This is a genomic window from Kitasatospora sp. NPDC018619 (genome assembly GCF_044391605.1).
In the GTDB taxonomy this organism is placed as follows: domain Bacteria; phylum Actinomycetota; class Actinomycetes; order Streptomycetales; family Streptomycetaceae; genus Kitasatospora.
This window is the reverse complement of sequence record NZ_JBISAI010000029.1, coordinates 34,096-49,360: the sequence shown is the minus strand read 5'-3', so window position 1 is coordinate 49,360 and position 15,265 is coordinate 34,096. Positions and strand designations below refer to the sequence as shown.

General features: G+C 73.7%; 14 protein-coding genes. 8 read left to right on the top strand and 6 right to left on the bottom strand.

Annotated features, from left to right (window positions below; all coding sequences use genetic code 11):
- Positions 1–99: 99 nt before the first annotated feature.
- From ACH5AR_RS31440 to rny, 6 genes are all read left to right on the top strand, one after another.
- Positions 100–690, top strand: a complete 591-nt coding sequence (locus ACH5AR_RS31440; RefSeq protein ID WP_396304932.1) for a GNAT family N-acetyltransferase — start codon at positions 100–102, stop codon at positions 688–690.
- Positions 687–881, top strand: a complete 195-nt coding sequence (locus tag ACH5AR_RS31435) for a DUF3046 domain-containing protein (RefSeq protein ID WP_363393158.1) — start codon at positions 687–689, stop codon at positions 879–881. The genes ACH5AR_RS31440 and ACH5AR_RS31435 overlap by 4 nt, the downstream gene beginning before the upstream one ends.
- Before the next feature lie 115 nt (positions 882–996).
- The gene (locus tag ACH5AR_RS31430; RefSeq protein ID WP_396304946.1) at positions 997–2,142 is read left to right on the top strand and encodes an AI-2E family transporter; all 1,146 of its coding nucleotides are present in this window, start codon (positions 997–999) and stop codon (positions 2,140–2,142) included.
- Positions 2,143–2,339: 197 nt separating this feature from the next.
- Positions 2,340–3,455, top strand: coding sequence for a recombinase RecA (gene recA / locus ACH5AR_RS31425; RefSeq protein WP_396304931.1), 1,116 nt, complete (start codon positions 2,340–2,342; stop codon positions 3,453–3,455).
- Between the two features lie 4 nt (positions 3,456–3,459).
- Positions 3,460–4,497: a recombination regulator RecX gene (recX, locus tag ACH5AR_RS31420; protein ID WP_396304930.1), complete on the top strand. Its 1,038-nt coding sequence runs from the start codon at positions 3,460–3,462 to the stop codon at positions 4,495–4,497.
- Between the two features lie 170 nt (positions 4,498–4,667).
- The gene (gene rny / locus ACH5AR_RS31415) at positions 4,668–6,095 is read left to right on the top strand and encodes a ribonuclease Y (RefSeq protein WP_396304929.1); all 1,428 of its coding nucleotides are present in this window, start codon (positions 4,668–4,670) and stop codon (positions 6,093–6,095) included.
- A gap of 59 nt (positions 6,096–6,154) precedes the next feature.
- Here rny and ACH5AR_RS31410 read toward each other — a convergent pair whose 3' ends face one another.
- The 5 genes from ACH5AR_RS31410 to ACH5AR_RS31390 form a co-directional block, all read right to left on the bottom strand.
- Positions 6,155–7,882, bottom strand: coding sequence for an FAD-dependent monooxygenase (locus ACH5AR_RS31410; RefSeq protein WP_396304928.1), 1,728 nt, complete (start codon positions 7,880–7,882; stop codon positions 6,155–6,157).
- Between the two features lie 122 nt (positions 7,883–8,004).
- Positions 8,005–8,853 (bottom strand): amino acid ABC transporter permease, encoded by an 849-nt coding sequence (locus ACH5AR_RS31405; RefSeq protein WP_396304927.1) that lies wholly within the window; start codon positions 8,851–8,853, stop codon positions 8,005–8,007.
- Between the two features lie 150 nt (positions 8,854–9,003).
- On the bottom strand, positions 9,004–9,654 hold the full coding sequence (locus ACH5AR_RS31400; protein ID WP_396304926.1) for an amino acid ABC transporter permease: 651 nt from the start codon (positions 9,652–9,654) through the stop codon (positions 9,004–9,006).
- A 53-nt stretch (positions 9,655–9,707) separates the two neighbouring features.
- Positions 9,708–10,613, bottom strand: coding sequence for a glutamate ABC transporter substrate-binding protein (locus ACH5AR_RS31395; RefSeq protein ID WP_396304925.1), 906 nt, complete (start codon positions 10,611–10,613; stop codon positions 9,708–9,710).
- A 113-nt stretch (positions 10,614–10,726) separates the two neighbouring features.
- Positions 10,727–11,500: an amino acid ABC transporter ATP-binding protein gene (locus ACH5AR_RS31390; RefSeq protein WP_396304924.1), complete on the bottom strand. Its 774-nt coding sequence runs from the start codon at positions 11,498–11,500 to the stop codon at positions 10,727–10,729.
- 389 nt (positions 11,501–11,889) lie between these two features.
- On the opposite strand from ACH5AR_RS31390, the gene ACH5AR_RS31385 reads away from it, so the two are divergent.
- Both ACH5AR_RS31385 and ACH5AR_RS31380 read left to right on the top strand, forming a co-directional pair.
- Positions 11,890–12,621, top strand: a complete 732-nt coding sequence (locus ACH5AR_RS31385; protein WP_396304923.1) for a response regulator transcription factor — start codon at positions 11,890–11,892, stop codon at positions 12,619–12,621.
- A gap of 6 nt (positions 12,622–12,627) precedes the next feature.
- The gene (locus tag ACH5AR_RS31380; RefSeq protein WP_396304922.1) at positions 12,628–14,052 is read left to right on the top strand and encodes a sensor histidine kinase; all 1,425 of its coding nucleotides are present in this window, start codon (positions 12,628–12,630) and stop codon (positions 14,050–14,052) included.
- A 107-nt stretch (positions 14,053–14,159) separates the two neighbouring features.
- Here ACH5AR_RS31380 and ACH5AR_RS31375 read toward each other — a convergent pair whose 3' ends face one another.
- Positions 14,160–15,179 (bottom strand): TAXI family TRAP transporter solute-binding subunit, encoded by a 1,020-nt coding sequence (locus ACH5AR_RS31375; RefSeq protein ID WP_396304921.1) that lies wholly within the window; start codon positions 15,177–15,179, stop codon positions 14,160–14,162.
- Positions 15,180–15,265 lie beyond the last annotated feature (86 nt).

The following is a 15,265-nucleotide window of genomic DNA, read 5'->3' as shown; positions in this document are numbered from 1 at the left end:
GGACGGCGGCGCCGGCGCGCGGCGCCGCGGTGGCGGGACGGCCCGGGGACGCGGGAAAAGCAGGTGACGGGGGCCGGGGCAGGGGGTGAGGATCGGGGGATGAGCGATTCGGGTGCGGCGGTGTTCCTGACGACCGAGCGGCTGCTGCTGCGGCGCTTCACCACGGCGGACGCCGACCGGCTGGTCGAGCTGGACGGGGACCCGGAGGTGATGCGGTTCCTCACCGGGGGGAAGCCGAGCGCGCGGGAGTGGGTCGAGCGCACGCTGCTGCCGACGTACCTGGAGCACTACCGGCGCTACGGGGACCTCGGCTGGTGGGCCGCCGAGGAGCGGGCGGGCGGGGCGTTCCTCGGCTGGTTCGAGTTCCGGCCGACGCGGGAGGGGGAGCGCGCGGAGGTCGAGCTGGGGTACCGGCTGCGCCGGGACGCCTGGGGGCGCGGGTACGCGACGGAGGGGGCGCGGGCGCTGGTCCGGCGGGGGTTCGCGGAGCTGGGCGTGGAGCGGGTGGTGGCGTACACCATGGCGGTGAACGCGGGCTCGCGGCGGGTGATGGAGAAGAGCGGGCTGTCGTACGTCCGCACCTTCCACGAGGACTACCCGGAGGCGATCGCGGGCAGCGAGCACGGCGAGGTCGAGTACGCGCTGACGCTCGGCGAGTGGCGGGCGCGGTCCGGGATACTGGGGGCATGAGGCTGACCGAGTTCTGGCGACGGATGCACGCGCACTTCGGGGAGGCGTACGCCGAGTCGTTCGCGACCGACCACGTGATGAGCGAGCTGGGCGGGCGGACGGTGCGGCAGGCGCTGGAGGCGGGCTGGGAGGCCAAGGACGTCTGGCGCGTGGTCTGCGACACCCAGGGCGTCTCCGGGGTGCTGCGCTGAGGGACCGCCCGCGGGAATGGGCCAGACTGTTCGGGTGACGAACAGCGCAGAACAGAAGGAATCGGACCCCGTCGTCGAGGACGCCCCGGCGGGCGCGGGGTCGTGGAGCGGTGGGATGCCGCGCTGGCTGCCGCGGGCGATGGTGCTGTTCCTGGCCCTGGTCGGGCTCTTCCAGCTCGCGGACTGGGCGTTCCGGCAGCTGATCGACCTGTTCGTGATGCTGCTGGTGTCGTTCTTCCTGTCGCTGGCGCTGGAGCCGGCGGTGGACCGGATGGCGGCGCGCGGGGTGCGCCGGGGGGTCGGGACGTTCCTGGTGTTCGTGGGGGTCGGGGTCGCGGCGGTGGGCTTCGTCGCCGCGCTCGGCACGCTGCTGGTCGACCAGGTGGCGAAGATCGCGGAGGACCTCCCGCACCTGGTCGACAGCCTGATCGGCTGGATCAACCGGACCTTCCACCAGGACCTCTCGCTGGGTGAGCTGCAGAATCGTTTGCTCAAGGATTCCGGCACCATCGAGAACTACGTCCAGCAGGCCGCCGACAACGTCTGGGGTGTCTCGTCCACCGTGATCGGCGGGCTCTTCCAGGCCTTCACGGTCGGGCTGTTCACCTTCTACTTCACCGCCGAGGGGCCGCGGGTGCGCCGGGCGGTGTGCTCCGTGCTGCCGCCCGCCAGGCAGGGCGAGGTGCTGCGGGCCTGGGAGATCGCGCTCGTCAAGACCGGCGGCTACCTCTACTCCCGGGCGCTGCTCGCGGTGGCGTCCGCCGTCGGGCACTGGGTGGTGTTCGCCCTGCTGGACCTGCCGTACGCGGCGGCGCTGGCGGTCTGGGTCGGCGCGATGTCGCAGTTCGTGCCGACCGTCGGGACGTACCTGGCCGGGGCGCTGCCGGTGCTGGTGGCGCTGACGGTGGATCCGGTGGACGCGCTGTGGGTGCTGGGCTTCGTGGTGGTCTACCAGCAGATCGAGAACTACCTGCTGCAGCCGCGGATCACCGCGCGGACGGTGGACGTGCACCCGGCGCTGGCCTTCGGCGCGGTGATCGCGGGGGCGGCGCTGCTCGGCGCGGTCGGCGCGGTGATCGCGATCCCGGCGGCGGCGACGCTCCAGGGCTTCGTGGGGACGTACGTGCGCCGGTACGAGGTGGCCACCGATCCGCGGATCGACCGGGGCGAGCAGCGCCGGGCCCGGCGGGAGCTGCGCCGGGAGGCGGCCCGGCGGCTGCGCCGGATGGTCGGCGGGGACGGGGCGAGCCGCGGGGAGTGAGCCGGGGCGCCTCGTCCGGGAGGCTTCGGGAGCGGCGGCGGGGCCCGGACGTGCGACGCTTGAATCGAACAGATGTTCTTTGTACTCTCCGGCGAGGAGTTTTCCACAGGCGGAGCCCGGTCGGGCTCGTTTGTCAGTGGGACGCGCTAGCGTCGAGGGCGATGAAGCGCACAGCACAGAACCCGAGGGAAAAAGCCATGGCAGGTACGGACCGCGAGAAGGCCCTGGAGACCGCTCTCGCCCAGATCGAGCGGCAGTTCGGCAAGGGCTCGGTGATGCGCCTCGGCGAGAAGGCCAACGAGCCGGTCGAGGTGATCTCCACCGGGTCCACCGCCCTGGACGTCGCCCTCGGTGTCGGCGGCATCCCGCGCGGCCGGGTGATCGAGATCTACGGCCCCGAGTCCTCCGGTAAGACCACCCTGACCCTGCACCTGGCCGCCAACGCCCAGAGGGCCGGCGGCACGGTCGCGTTCGTCGACGCGGAGCACGCGCTCGACCCGGAGTACGCCAAGAAGCTCGGCGTGGACACCGACGCCCTGCTGGTCAGCCAGCCGGACACGGGTGAGCAGGCGCTGGAGATCACCGACATGCTGATCCGCTCCGGCGCGATCGACCTGGTGATCATCGACTCGGTCGCGGCGCTCGTGCCGCGCGCCGAGATCGAGGGCGAGATGGGCGACTCGCACGTCGGTCTGCAGGCCCGGCTGATGAGCCAGGCGCTGCGCAAGATCGCCGGTGCGCTGAACCAGTCGAACACCACCGCGATCTTCATCAACCAGCTGCGCGAGAAGATCGGCGTGATGTTCGGTTCGCCGGAGACCACGACGGGTGGCCGGGCGCTGAAGTTCTACGCCTCGGTCCGTCTGGACATCCGCCGGATCGAGACCCTGAAGGACGGCACCGAGGCGGTCGGCAACCGCACCCGCGTCAAGGTGGTCAAGAACAAGGTCGCCGCGCCGTTCAAGCAGGCCGAGTTCGACATCCTCTACGGCGTGGGCATCAGCCGCGAGGGCGGCCTGATCGACATGGGCGTGGAGCACGGCTTCATCCGCAAGTCGGGCGCCTGGTACACCTACGAGGGCGACCAGCTCGGCCAGGGCAAGGAGAACGCCCGCAACTTCCTGCGGGACAACCCGCAGCTCGCCGACGAGATCGAGCGGAAGATCAAGGGCAAGCTCGGCATCGGCCCGAAGCAGGAGGAGCCGGCCGAGAGCGTGGCCGAGCCCGCCGCCGCCGAGGGCGCGGCCAAGCCGATCACCGCGACCGCCACCAAGGCGGCCGCGGCGAAGAAGACGGCGGCGGCCAACGCCTGAGCCGTTGACGCAGCACGACACGGTGGGCGGCGGCCCGGCCGGCCCGGAGGACGACGACTACGGGCCGCCGGACTGGTTCGCCGCGGTCGCGGAGGAGCCCGAGCCGGCGCCCGTCGCGCCCCGGGCCCCGCGCTCCCGGCGCGGCCGCCGGTCCACCTCGCAGTGGGCATCCGGCCCCGAGCCGGAGTCCGACCTGGCTCCGGCCCGGGCGGTGCGCGGCGCGGCGCCCGGGCCGGAGCCGGCGGAAACCCCGGTCGAGGCGCTCGGCCTGGTCTCCGCCTCCGAGCTGCCCACCGGCCGCCGACGGCGGCGTTCGGCCCTGGCGGCCGAGGAACTCGACGCGGCCGGGCCGGATACGGCCGGGCTGGAAGCGGCCGGGTTCGATACGGCGCCGCCGGCCGGAGCGGGCCGCCGGGGCGGGGGTGAGGCGGCCGGTCACGGGGGTGCGGTCGCCTCGGCCCCCCGCCGCGGCGGGCGGCGGGGCCGTCCCGCCACCGGGCCGTCCGAGCAGGAGGGCGCCGGCCGTGCCTCCCGTCGGCAGGCCGAGGAGTCGGCCGATCCGGAGACCCGCGCGCGGGACGTCTGCCTGCGGCTGCTGACCGGTGCCGCCAAGACCCGCAAACAGCTCGCCGACGCCCTGCGCAAACGGGAGATCCCGGACGAGGTCGCCGACGGGGTGCTCACCCGGCTCGAAGAGGTCGGGCTGATCGACGACGCGGCCTTCGCCGCGGCCTGGGTGGAGTCCCGGCACGCCGTCCGGGGCCTGTCCCGGCGGGCGCTGGCCCAGGAGCTGCGCACCAAGGGCGTCGCCGCCGACCTCGTCGAGCAGGCCGTCGCCCGGCTCGACCACGACGACGAGACGGACGCCGCCCGGGCGCTGGTCGAGCGCAAGCTGCGGTCCACCCGGGGGCTGGACACCCAGGTGCGCACCCGGCGGCTGGTCGGGATGCTGGCCCGGCGCGGCTACTCGGAGGGGTTGGCGTTCCGGGTGGTGCGCAGTGCCCTGGAAGAGGAGTGGAGTGAACCGGCGGGTCGGGAGTAGTGGTCGTTCTGTAGGCGTCCTGGAGTGAAGCAGGTCAACTCTTGACCACTTCGTGACCCCGACTTAGCCTCGCCTTCAGTGCCCGGGGCGCCTTCCGACGGCGGCCCGTGCGGCGACGGGGGTGGGCGGGAATGGGGATCTCGGCGGGTACCGGCCCGAGTGCTGCGCTGGTGTCGGTCGCCGGATCGGCCGCGCTCCTCCTGGCGCTCGCGGTGGCCGCCGGGCTGGCGGTCAGGCGGCTCCGGGCGGCCCGCAGCGGTGCCCTCGCCGAGGCCCAGCAGGCCCGCCGGTGGGCCGAGGAGCAGACCGCCCGGCAGCGGGCCGAGTTGGCTCGCCACACCGAGCAGATCGCCGAGGAGCTGCGCAGGCTGCACCGCCGGGAGGACGAACTCGCCGAGCGATCGGCCGAGTTGGAGCGCTCCCTGGGCGAGGCCGAGGCGCTGCTCGCCCGGCGGGCGACGGTGCTGGAGCGGGCCGCCGGGCTCTCCGCCGCGCAGGCCCGCGCCGAACTCCTGCGGGAGGCCGAGGAGTCGGCCCGGCGGGAGGCCGCGGTCACCGTCCGGGAGATCGAGCGCGAGGCGCGGGAGGAGGGCGAGCGCCGGGCCCGGGAGATCGTCGCCGGGGCCGTGCAGCGGCTGGCGACGGAGCAGACCGCGCAGAGCGCCGTCACCGTCCTGCCGCTGCCGAACGAGGACGTCAAGGGCCGGATCATCGGCCGCGAGGGCCGCAACATCCGCGCCTTCGAGGCGGTCACCGGGGTGAACCTGATCGTCGACGACACCCCAGGGTCGGTGCAGCTCTCCTGCTTCGACCCGGTCCGCCGGGAGACCGCCCGGCTCACCCTGGCGCAGCTGGTCGAGGACGGCCGGATCCACCCGGCCCGGATCGAGGAGCTGTACGGGCGCAGCCGCGAGGAGGTCGGGCGGAGCTGCGTGCGGGCCGGCGAGGACGCCCTGCTGGACGCCCGGGTCGGCGGGATGCACCCCGAACTCGTCCGCACCCTGGGCTCGTTGCGCTACCGGACGTCGTACGGGCAGAACGTGCTCGGGCACCTCCTGGAGTCCGCGCACCTGGCCGGGCTGATGGCCGCCGAGCTCGGGGCGGACCCGGAGCCGGTGCGGCGCGCGGCGCTGCTGCACGACATCGGCAAGGCGCTCACCCACGAGTCCGAGGGCAGCCACGCCGCGGCGGGCGCGGAGCTCGCCCGGCGGTACGGCGAGTCCTCCGAGGTGGTGCACGCGATCGCCGCCCACCACAACGAGGTCGAGCCCCGCACCGTGACGGCCGTGCTGACCCAGGCCGCGGACGGCTGCTCGGGCGGCCGGCCGGGTGCGCGCAAGGAGTCGCTGGAGCTGTTCGTCCGGCGGCTGGCGCGGCTGGAGGAGATCGCGCGCTCGCACGAGGGCGTGGCCGAGGTGTACGCGATGCAGGCCGGCCGCGAGGTCCGGGTGATGGTCCGTCCGGAGGCGGTGGACGACCTCGGCGCGGAGCTGATCGCCCGTGAGGTCGCCCGCCAGGTCTCCACCGAGCTGGCCCACCCGGGCCGGATCCGGGTGACGGTGGTCCGCGAGAGCCGGGCCACGGCGGTGGCCGGCTAGGTGTGCATCTGCCGGAGCCGGCCCTGGGGCGTGTCTGACAATTCTCGCCGGGTGCCGCCCTAGGAGACGCCCTGGCTGGGGGAGTCCACCTGGCGGGGCGCGGGCCGGTCGGCCGGGTCGGCGGCCGGGGTGAGCGTGGCCGGGCCGCCGCGGGCGCGGTCGGCGAGGGCGAGCAGGTCCTCGGCCACGGCGCCCTGGGTGGCGCCGACCAGGTGGCCGTCCGGGCGGATCAGCAGGACGGTGTGCGGGCCGGCGCCCGGGTAGTCCTCGGTGACCAGCACCTCGGCCGGGACGGGTAGCGCGGCGGCGACCTCGGCGAGGCGGGGCATCAGGCCGGCGCCGAGCCAGTGCTCGGAGGACCAGACGGCGGTGCCGGGGGCGACCAGCAGCAGCAGGAAGGTGGTGCCGAGCCGGGCGTGCAGGTGGTCGGGGGTGCCGTCGGCGCCGAGCACCGGCAGGTCCGGGACGAGCACGCCCGGGGCGGTGGCGGGCAGCAGCTCGGTGAGCGAGGTGGTGCCGCGCGCGCCGCGCTGCACCGGCACCCGGGCGGGGACGCCGGAGGGCGCCGCCGGGTAGGCGGGCGCGCCGCCGAACCGGCCGGTGCCGAGCTGGCCGTCGGCGAGCAGCGGGGCGTGCTTGCGGAAGCCGCCGACCAGCAGCGAGCGCCTGGTCTGCTGCCAGCCGCGCAGCGGGCGCAGCAGCGGCATGGACTGGTCGACCGCGCGCAGCCGGGCGCCGACCGCCCCGCGCCGCTCGGCTTCGTAGCCGTCCAGCAGCGAGCCGCCGGGCTGCGGGCCGCCGGAGTGGAGGTGCCAGGCGAGGGAGAGCCGCCAGGCGAGGTTGTCGGCGTCGCGCAGCCCGTCCGTGAGGTTCTGCATGCCGAGCGCGCCGTGCAGGTGGGCGGCGTCCCCGGCGAGGAAGCAGCGGCCGACCCGGAAGCGGGCGGCGAGCCGCTGCTGGGCGGTGTGGTCGGCGGCGGCCAGCAGCTCGAAGCGGGGCAGCTCGCCGCACCAGCCGGTGAGGGTGGAGGTGACCCGGGTGAGCAGGGTGTCGCCGGTGACGATGCCGGGCCAGGTGGCGTGCGGGTCGACCGGCTCGGTGGCGGCGGGTCGGCCGGGGGGCAGCCGCCAGTCGAGCCGCCAGACGCCGTCCGGCAGCGGACGGGCGGAGGCCTCGCGGTCGCCCCGCCACGGGGGCTCGCGGTGCAGCCGGGCACCCTCGAAGGGCAGGTCGACCCGGACGGTGGCGATGGCGTTGCGGTCGACGGCGGGGCGGCCGGGGAAACGGATCTTCAGGAGTCTGCGGACGGTGGATCTCGCGCCGTCGCAGCCGACCAGGTGGCTGCCGCGCCACCAGGTGGTGGTGCCGTCCTGGGTGCCCATGGTGCGCAGGCTGACGCCGTCCCGGTCCTGTTCGAGCTCGACGACCCGGCTGAGCGGCACCAGTCTGATCAGCGGGGTGCCGGTCAGGGCGTCGCGCAGGCCGCGCTGGAGGCGGTGCTGGGGCAGGTGGAAGGTGGGCGAGTCGGTGAGGTCGATCCGTAGCACCTCCTGCCGGCGGCGCCAGATGGCGAAGGAGTCCCACAGCGCGGAGTCCGAGACGGCCCGCGGGTAGCCGATCCGGGTCAGGAAGGCGGCGGTGTCGGCGCCGAGCACGAGGCTGCGCGGGCCCTCGGGGCAGAGGCCGGAGCCCTCGTCCAGGACGATGGTGGGCACCTCGTGCCGGGCCAGGGCGAGGGCCAGGGCCAGACCGACCGGTCCGGCCCCGACCACGATCACCGGGTCCATGAGGGAACCTCCGGGCGCGAACCGGCCGATCGGCCGGCGTCAGTTACCGCTGCCGCATATGCCGCGTGGATGCTCCCGGGAGGTGTCACGAAGAGCAATGCAACAGTTCACCTGCGTGTCCGTCAAGCAGAAGCCGAAGTGCGCCGGTTCGCGCCGCGACGGCCGCGTGCTTCGATCCAACGTGCGAGCGCGGTCAACAGGAGGCACATCGCGATGTAGATCGGCCCGATCACGAGCACCACGGGGATGTAGGGGAAGCCCGCGGCGTTGATCGGCTGGCTGGCGATCGCCTTACCGATGAACAGCAGCTCGTGGTAGGTGATGACGAAGCCGAGCGAGGTGTCCTTGAGGGTGACGACCAGTTGGCCGATCATCGAGGGCAGCATCGAGCGGACGGCCTGCGGCACCAGGATCGACGTCATCACCTGGGTCTTGCGCATGCCGAGCCCGTACGCCGCCTCGGCCTGACCGCGCGGGACGGCGTTGACGCCGCTGCGGATGATCTCGGCCTGGACCGCCCCGTTGTAGAGGGTGAGGCCGAGCACCAGCGCCCACATCGGCTGCTGGGCGAAGAAGGCGTAGTAGAGCGCCACGATCAGGATCAGCAGCGGCATCGCCCGGAAGAACTGGGTGAAGGCCGTGCAGAACCAGCGGACCGGCCGGTGGTCGGAGAGCTGACCGGCCGCCAGCAGCGCGCCCAGGGTGAGTGAGAAGGCCGCCGCGAGCCCGAAGGCCTCCAGGGTGGAGAGCAGGCCGTCCACGATCTGCTGCTGGACGTAGGTGTACTGGAAGGCGTCCCAGAGGCCCGCGTCGAACTGGCCGTTGTCGTTCAGCGCGCTGACGACGTACCAGAGGAGGCCGGCGATGCCGAGCACCGAGAGCACGCCGAACGCGCGGTAGCGGGCGCGGGCCCGCGGGCCGGGGGTGTCGTAGAGGACGCTGGCCGAAGCCTGGCGGTGGAGAAGGCTCATGCGCCCACCTCGCTGCGCTCGGCAGGGGCCTTCGCCCACGCGCACCTTGTGATTGTTCGCTCGCTGCGCTCGCTCATGCGCCCACCTCGCTGCGCTCGGCAGGGGCCTTCGCCCACGCGCACCTCGTGATTGTTCGCTCGCTGCGCTCGCTCATCGGGCCACCGCCAGTCGGGATTCCAGGAAGCGGAAGAACGTGGCGACCGTCGCGCTGATCAGCAGGTAGGCGCAGGCCACCCAGAAGAAGATGGCGAAGATCGAGTAGCCGCGCTCGGAGAAGGTCTGCTGGGAGCTGTACAGCTCGGTGACGCTGAACGCGCCGGCGATCGCCGAGTTCCTGGGCAGCGCGATGAACACGCTGCTCATCGGGCCGAGGACGGTCCGGGCGGCCTGCGGCAGGACGACCAGGGTGAGGGTCTGGCCGAAGGTCATGCCGAGGCTGCGGGCCGCCTCCGCCTGGCCGAGCGGCACGGTGTTGATGCCGGAGCGGATCACCTCGCAGACGAACGAGGCGGTGTACCCGCCGAGCGCCAGCACCGCGAACACCAGGTGGCTGAAGTGCACGCCCAGCGGCGGCAGGCCGAAGGTGACGGCGAAGAACAGCAGGGTCAGCGGGGTGTTGCGGAAGAGCGTCACCCAGGTGGTGCCGAAGGCGCGCAGGACCGGTACCGGGGAGACCCGGAAGGCCGCCAGCAGGGTGCCCAGCAGCAGGGCGAGCAGCGCGCTGAGCGCGCTCACCTCGATCGTCTGTAGGAAGCCGTCGCGGAACAACGCGAAGTTGTCGTCCTCGAACAGGAACCCCATCCGGCGGCCCTCCTCTCAGGTCATGGTCGGGAAACCGACGTACGGCGGGTGGATCAGTAGCGCTCGAGGGCCGGGACCTCTGGCGCCGGGGAGCCGGAGGCGCCCAGGGTGGCGTCGTAGGCCTTCTTCCAGTCGCCGTTGTCCTCGTGGGCCTTGAGGGCGTCGCTGATGGCGTCGCGCAGGGCCTTGTCGTCCTTGTTGAGGCCGACGCCGTAGTTCTCCTTGGTGAACGGCTTGCCGACCACCTTGAGCTTGGGGGCGTACTTGGAGGCGTAGCCCTTGAGGATCGCGTCGTCGGTGGTGACCGCGTCGACCTCGCCGGACAGCAGCTTCTCGACGCAGGCCGAGTAGGTGTCGAACTGGGTCACCTTCGGGTTGTACTGCTGGATGTTCTTGATCGAGGTCGAGCCGGTGGCGGTGCAGACGTTCTTGCCGGTGGTGCTCTCCGCGCCGGTGATCGTCGTGTTGTCGGCCTTGACCAGCAGGTCCTGGCCGGCGATGTAGTACGGGCCGGCGAACGAGACGGACTTCTTGCGCTCGTCGTTGATGCTGTAGGTGCCGACGTAGAAGTCGATCTGGCCCTTGGCGATGGCGGGCTCGCGCTGCGAGGAGACCAGGGTCTGCCACTTGATCTGCTGCGGGGTGAAGCCGAGGTCGGCGGCGATCATCTTGGCGATCTCGATGTCGAAGCCGCTGCGGTCGCCGCTGGCGACGTCCTCCCAGCCGAGGTTCGGCTGGTCGGCCTTGGCGCCGATGATCAGCTGGCCGCGCTTCCTGGCCTCGGCCAGGACCGGGGAGTCGATCTTGACGTCCGTCTTGACGGTGTAGCTCGGCAGCTTCGGGGCGGCGGTGCCGCTGTTCGCGGCGGTGGCGCCGGGGGTGCCGTCCTTGCCGCAGGCGGCGGTGGCGGTGAGCGCGACGGCACAGAGCGCGACGGCGAGGGTGCGGGACGTCCTCATGCGGGTTCTCCTGGGGGTGGGCCGCGGCGGCAACCGGGCTCGGAGTCTGGAAGGCGTGCACGGGCGGGGCCGGCCGGCGCCGGTGCCGGGGCGGCCCGGTGGGTCTCGAAGCGTCAGTGGTGGAGGATCTTCGAGAGGAAGTCCTTGGCGCGGTCGGAGCGCGGGGCGGTGAAGAAGGCGTCCGGGGTGTTCTGCTCGACGATCTTCCCGTCGGCCATGAACAGCACCCGGTTGGCGGCGGAGCGGGCGAAGCCCATCTCGTGGGTGACCACGACCATCGTCATGCCGTCCGCGGCCAGTTGGCGCATGACCTCCAGCACCTCGTTGACCATCTCCGGGTCGAGCGCCGAGGTCGGCTCGTCGAAGAGCATCACCTTGGGCTTCATCGCCAGCGCCCGGGCGATCGCCACGCGCTGCTGCTGGCCGCCGGAGAGCTGGGCCGGGTACTTGTCCGCCTGCGCGCCGACGCCGACCCGCTCCAGCAGCTCCCGGGCGGTCTTCTCGGCCTGCGGGCGGGGCACCTTGCGCACCTTCACCTGGCCGATGACCACGTTCTCCAGCACGGTCTTGTGCGCGAAGAGGTTGAAGCTCTGGAACACCATGCCGACCTCGGCCCGCAGCCGGGCCAGCTCCCGGCCCTCCGCGGGCAGCGGTCGGCCGTCGATCGTGATCGTGCCGGAGTCGATCGCCTCCAGCCGGTTGATCGTCCGGCAGAGCGTCGACTTGCCCGAGCCGGACGGGCCGATCAGCACGACCACCTCGCCCTGGGCGATCCTGAGGTCGATGTCCTGGAGCACGTGCAGCGCGCCGTAGTGCTTGTTGACCTTGCTCAGCGCGACCAGCGGGGCGGCTGCGGGGGTGGAGTCCTCGACCGGGCTCTCGGTCATCGCGCCTGCTCCCTCTGTCGTCGAATAGTGCCTGCCCGAGAAGTCTCAACTCCCTTGGGAGGCAATGGTGGTACGAATCCGGGGGCCGCAGCCGGCGGAGCCGCGGCCCCCGGTGGGCCGACCTTAGGAGCCGTGACCGCACCCCGTCAGCCGATCTGAGCGGAACTTGAGGATCACGAAACGGCCACACGGCGCCCACGCGCTGTTCGCGCGGGCACCCACGGGGCATGTCACAGCGGGAATCCGCGCCGGTGCTTCCCGCCCCCACGGGCCCGGTGCACGGTCGAACCTGGCGCCGGGCCGTTCCCTGGCCCATACTGCGCAGGACCGGGCCGGACCGATCGGGCCGGCGATCACCGGTGATCACGTGGGGGAAGGAGGAGAACAGGATGCGACTGCTGCTCGTCGAGGACGACGAACGCGTGGCCGCCGCGCTGGTCGCGGTGCTGGGCCGGCACGGCTTCCAGGTCCGGCACGCCCGCAGCGGGCACGAGGCGCTGGACGCGCTGGTGCCGGACGGCCACGAGCCGTACCGCGTGGTGCTGCTCGACCTCGGGCTGCCCGACCGCGACGGCTTCGAGGTGTGCAGCCGGATCAGGGCCGGCAGCGGCGTCCCGGTGATCATGGTCACCGCCCGCGCCGACGTTCGCTCCCGGATCCACGGCCTCAACCTGGGCGCCGACGACTACGTCACCAAGCCCTACGACATGGGCGAGCTGCTCGCCCGCATCCACGCCGTGGCCCGCCGCGGCGCCGCCCCCGCCGCGGCACCCGGGCCCGCGGCCGACACCGTGCCGCAGCAGCGCGGCCCGCTGGAGTCCCGCGGCATCCGGATCGACCGGGAGCGCCGCCGGGTCAGCGTGGACGGCCGCGACGTGCCGCTCACCCGCAAGGAGTTCGACCTGCTCGCGCTGCTCGCCCAGAGCCCGGGCGTGGTCTACCGCCGCGAGCAGATCTTCAGCGAGGTCTGGCGCAGCGGCTGGGAGGGCAACGGGCGCACCCTGGAGGTGCACATCGGCTCGCTGCGCAACAAGCTGGCGCTGCCCGGCCTGGTCGAGGCCGTGCGCGGGGTCGGCTACCGGCTGATCCCCGACAGTCCGGCGTCCGCCGCGGAGCGCTGACGGCACGTGCGCACCCGCCTGCTCGGCATCCTGATCGCCCTCATGCTCTGCGTCCTGGCCGCCCTGGGGCTGCCGCTCGCGGCGGCGGTCGCGGCGGCCGAGCAGACCAAGGTGGTCGTCGACCGGCTCGACGACGCCGCCCGCCTCGCCCAGGACCTGCCCACCTCCGGCGCCGCCGACTCCGCCCGCAAGGGCGAGCCGGAGCCCGCCCAGGGCGACCTCAGCCGGCAGCGCGCGATCCTCGCCGAGGTCCGCCGCTACCACGACCTGTACGGGGTGCGGCTGGGCATCTTCCAGCGCGACGGCCAGGCGATCGCCGCCGCCCCGCAGGACTGGCGGGTGCCCGCCGGCGGCTGGGGCGCCCAGGCCTTCCAGGAGGCGCTGGACGGGCGGCGCAGCCACAACCCGCCGCAGGTCTGGCCGTGGACGCCGGACCGCACGATCACCGTGGCCACCCCGGTGGTGCGCGACGGCGACGTGGTCGCCGTGGTGCTGAGCGAGTCCCCGACCGAGGCGCTGCGCACCCGGGTGCTGCACAAGTGGCTGGTGATCGTCGCCGGCGAGGCCGCCGCGATGATCGTCGCCGTGCTGCTCGCCGTCCGCCTCACCGAGTGGGTGCTGCGCCCGGTGCGCACCCTGGACCGGGCCACCCACGACATCGCCACCGGTCGGATGGCGGCCCGGGTCGCCCCCGGCGGCGGGCCGCCCGAGCTCCAGCGGCTGGCCCGCTCGTTCAACGAGATGGCGGACCACGTGGTGCTCGCCATGGACCAGCAGAAGGCCTTCGTCGCGGACGCCTCGCACCAGCTGCGCAACCCGCTGTCGGCGCTGCTGCTGCGGGTCGAGCTGCTCGGCCTGGAGCTGCCCGAGGGCCACGAGGAGGAGCTCAGCGGCGTCCGGGAGGAGGGCGCCAGGCTGGCCCGGGTGCTGGACGACCTGCTCGGGCTGGCCACCGCCGAGCACGCCCGTCCGGAACCGCAGCGGACCGACCTCGTCGAGCTCACCCTGGCGCGGGTCGACGCCTGGCGGCCGGTGGCCGGGCAGCGCGGGATCGGGCTGCGCTGGGACGGGCCGGCGCTGGCGATCGGGATGGCCGACCCGATCGGCTTCGGCTCGGCCCTGGACGCCGTGGTGGACAACGCGCTCAAGTTCAGCCCGGCCGGCAGCGAGGTGCGGCTGCGGGTCGCGGTGCGCCGCGACGAGGTCGCGGTGACCGTCACCGACGCCGGGCCGGGCCTCACCGAGGACGAGCTGTCCCGGGCCGGGGACCGGTTCTGGCGCAGCCCGCGGCAGCAGAACGTGGAGGGGTCGGGGCTCGGGCTGTCCATCGCCCGCACCCTGCTGGCGGCCGGCGGCGGCACGCTCGGCTTCGCGCCGGTCAGCCCGACCGGGCTCGCGGTGACGCTGACGGTGCCGCGGCCGGAGCGGTAGGGCGCCGCGGCGTCTTCCGCGGCCGCCCGGGCCGAGCGGCCACGGCCGCACCGAACGGCTACGGCTTCACGGAGCGGCCACGGCCGCACCGAACGGCCACGGCACGGCTACGGCTTCACCGAGCGGTAGTAGCGGGCCGCGCCGGTGTGCAGCGGCAGCGGGTCGGTGTAGACGGCGGTGCGCAGGTCGACCAGCTGGGCCGCGTGCACCTGGGCGCCGATCTGGTCCCGGCTGTCGATCACCGCGCGGGTCATGCCCTCGACCAGGCCCGGGTCCGCGTCGTCCCGGGTGATCAGCAGGTTGGGCACGGCCACCGTGGCGACGGCGTCCCTGGGCTCGGCGTTCGGGTAGGTGCCCTTGGGCATGGTGGCCGCCCGGTAGGCGTCGGTGCCGCCGCCCTCGGCCTTGTGCAGCGCCTCGGCGAGGTCGCCCAGCGGCACCAGGCGGATCGGGACGTGCTCGGAGAGGTCGGTGAGCGCGCTGGTGGGCAGGCCGCCGGACCAGAAGAAGGCGTCCAGCCGGCCCTCGCGCAGGGCGTCGGCGGCCTCGCCGACCCCGGTCGGGACAGGGACGATGTCGCGGTCCGGGTCCAGCCCGGCGGTGGCCAGCAGCCGCTTGGTCACCAGGTTCACCCCGGACTGCGGCAGCCCGACGCCGACCCGCAGGCCCTTGAGGTCGGCGGTGCGGCGCACCGGGGAGGAGGCCGGGACGATCAGTTGCAGGTAGTCGTCGTACAGCCGGGCGATCGCCCGCAGCTTCTCCTTGCCGGGGCGCTGGTAGTCCGCGACCGCGTCGGCGGTGGCTATCGCGAAGGTGTCCCGGCCGTCGATCACCCGGGAGAGGTTGTCGACCGAGCCCTCGGAGTTCTCCAGGGCCAGCCGCACCCCCGGCATCGCCCGGGAGACGTGGGCCTGGAGCAGCTGCCCGTACCGGTCGTAGACGCCGCGCTGCACCCCGGTGGCGAAGCGGACCTCGCCGCGCGGGTACCCGGGCGAGCGGCCCGCCGACAGCCACCAGCCGCCGAACCCGGCGACCAGCAGGACCAGCACCAGCACCGTCCGCCACAGCGGGCTGCGGGCCGCGGTGCGCACGGCGGCGCCGAGACGGGACGGGGTGGTGGGGGCCATGCAGGGATACTGCCAGGCGCTCCGGCCGAACGGGAGTGGAACGGGTGGTGTAAGCTCGGGGAAAAGCCCTTCGCCGCTGCCCGTAC

What these genes read in the sequence shown, in the direction of transcription:
- ACH5AR_RS31440 (WP_396304932.1), top strand. Translation starts at nt 100, where the DNA reads ATGAGCGATTCGGGTGCGGCGGTGTTCCTGACGACCGAGCGGCTGCTG.
- ACH5AR_RS31435 (WP_363393158.1), top strand. Translation starts at nt 687, where the DNA reads ATGAGGCTGACCGAGTTCTGGCGACGGATGCACGCGCACTTCGGGGAG.
- ACH5AR_RS31430 (WP_396304946.1), top strand. Translation starts at nt 997, where the DNA reads ATGCCGCGCTGGCTGCCGCGGGCGATGGTGCTGTTCCTGGCCCTGGTC.
- recA (WP_396304931.1), top strand. Translation starts at nt 2,340, where the DNA reads ATGGCAGGTACGGACCGCGAGAAGGCCCTGGAGACCGCTCTCGCCCAG.
- ACH5AR_RS31410 (WP_396304928.1), bottom strand. Translation starts at nt 7,882, where the DNA reads ATGGACCCGGTGATCGTGGTCGGGGCCGGACCGGTCGGTCTGGCCCTG.
- ACH5AR_RS31405 (WP_396304927.1), bottom strand. Translation starts at nt 8,853, where the DNA reads ATGAGCCTTCTCCACCGCCAGGCTTCGGCCAGCGTCCTCTACGACACC.
- ACH5AR_RS31400 (WP_396304926.1), bottom strand. Translation starts at nt 9,654, where the DNA reads ATGGGGTTCCTGTTCGAGGACGACAACTTCGCGTTGTTCCGCGACGGC.
- ACH5AR_RS31395 (WP_396304925.1), bottom strand. Translation starts at nt 10,613, where the DNA reads ATGAGGACGTCCCGCACCCTCGCCGTCGCGCTCTGTGCCGTCGCGCTC.
- ACH5AR_RS31390 (WP_396304924.1), bottom strand. Translation starts at nt 11,500, where the DNA reads ATGACCGAGAGCCCGGTCGAGGACTCCACCCCCGCAGCCGCCCCGCTG.
- ACH5AR_RS31385 (WP_396304923.1), top strand. Translation starts at nt 11,890, where the DNA reads ATGCGACTGCTGCTCGTCGAGGACGACGAACGCGTGGCCGCCGCGCTG.
- ACH5AR_RS31375 (WP_396304921.1), bottom strand. Translation starts at nt 15,179, where the DNA reads ATGGCCCCCACCACCCCGTCCCGTCTCGGCGCCGCCGTGCGCACCGCG.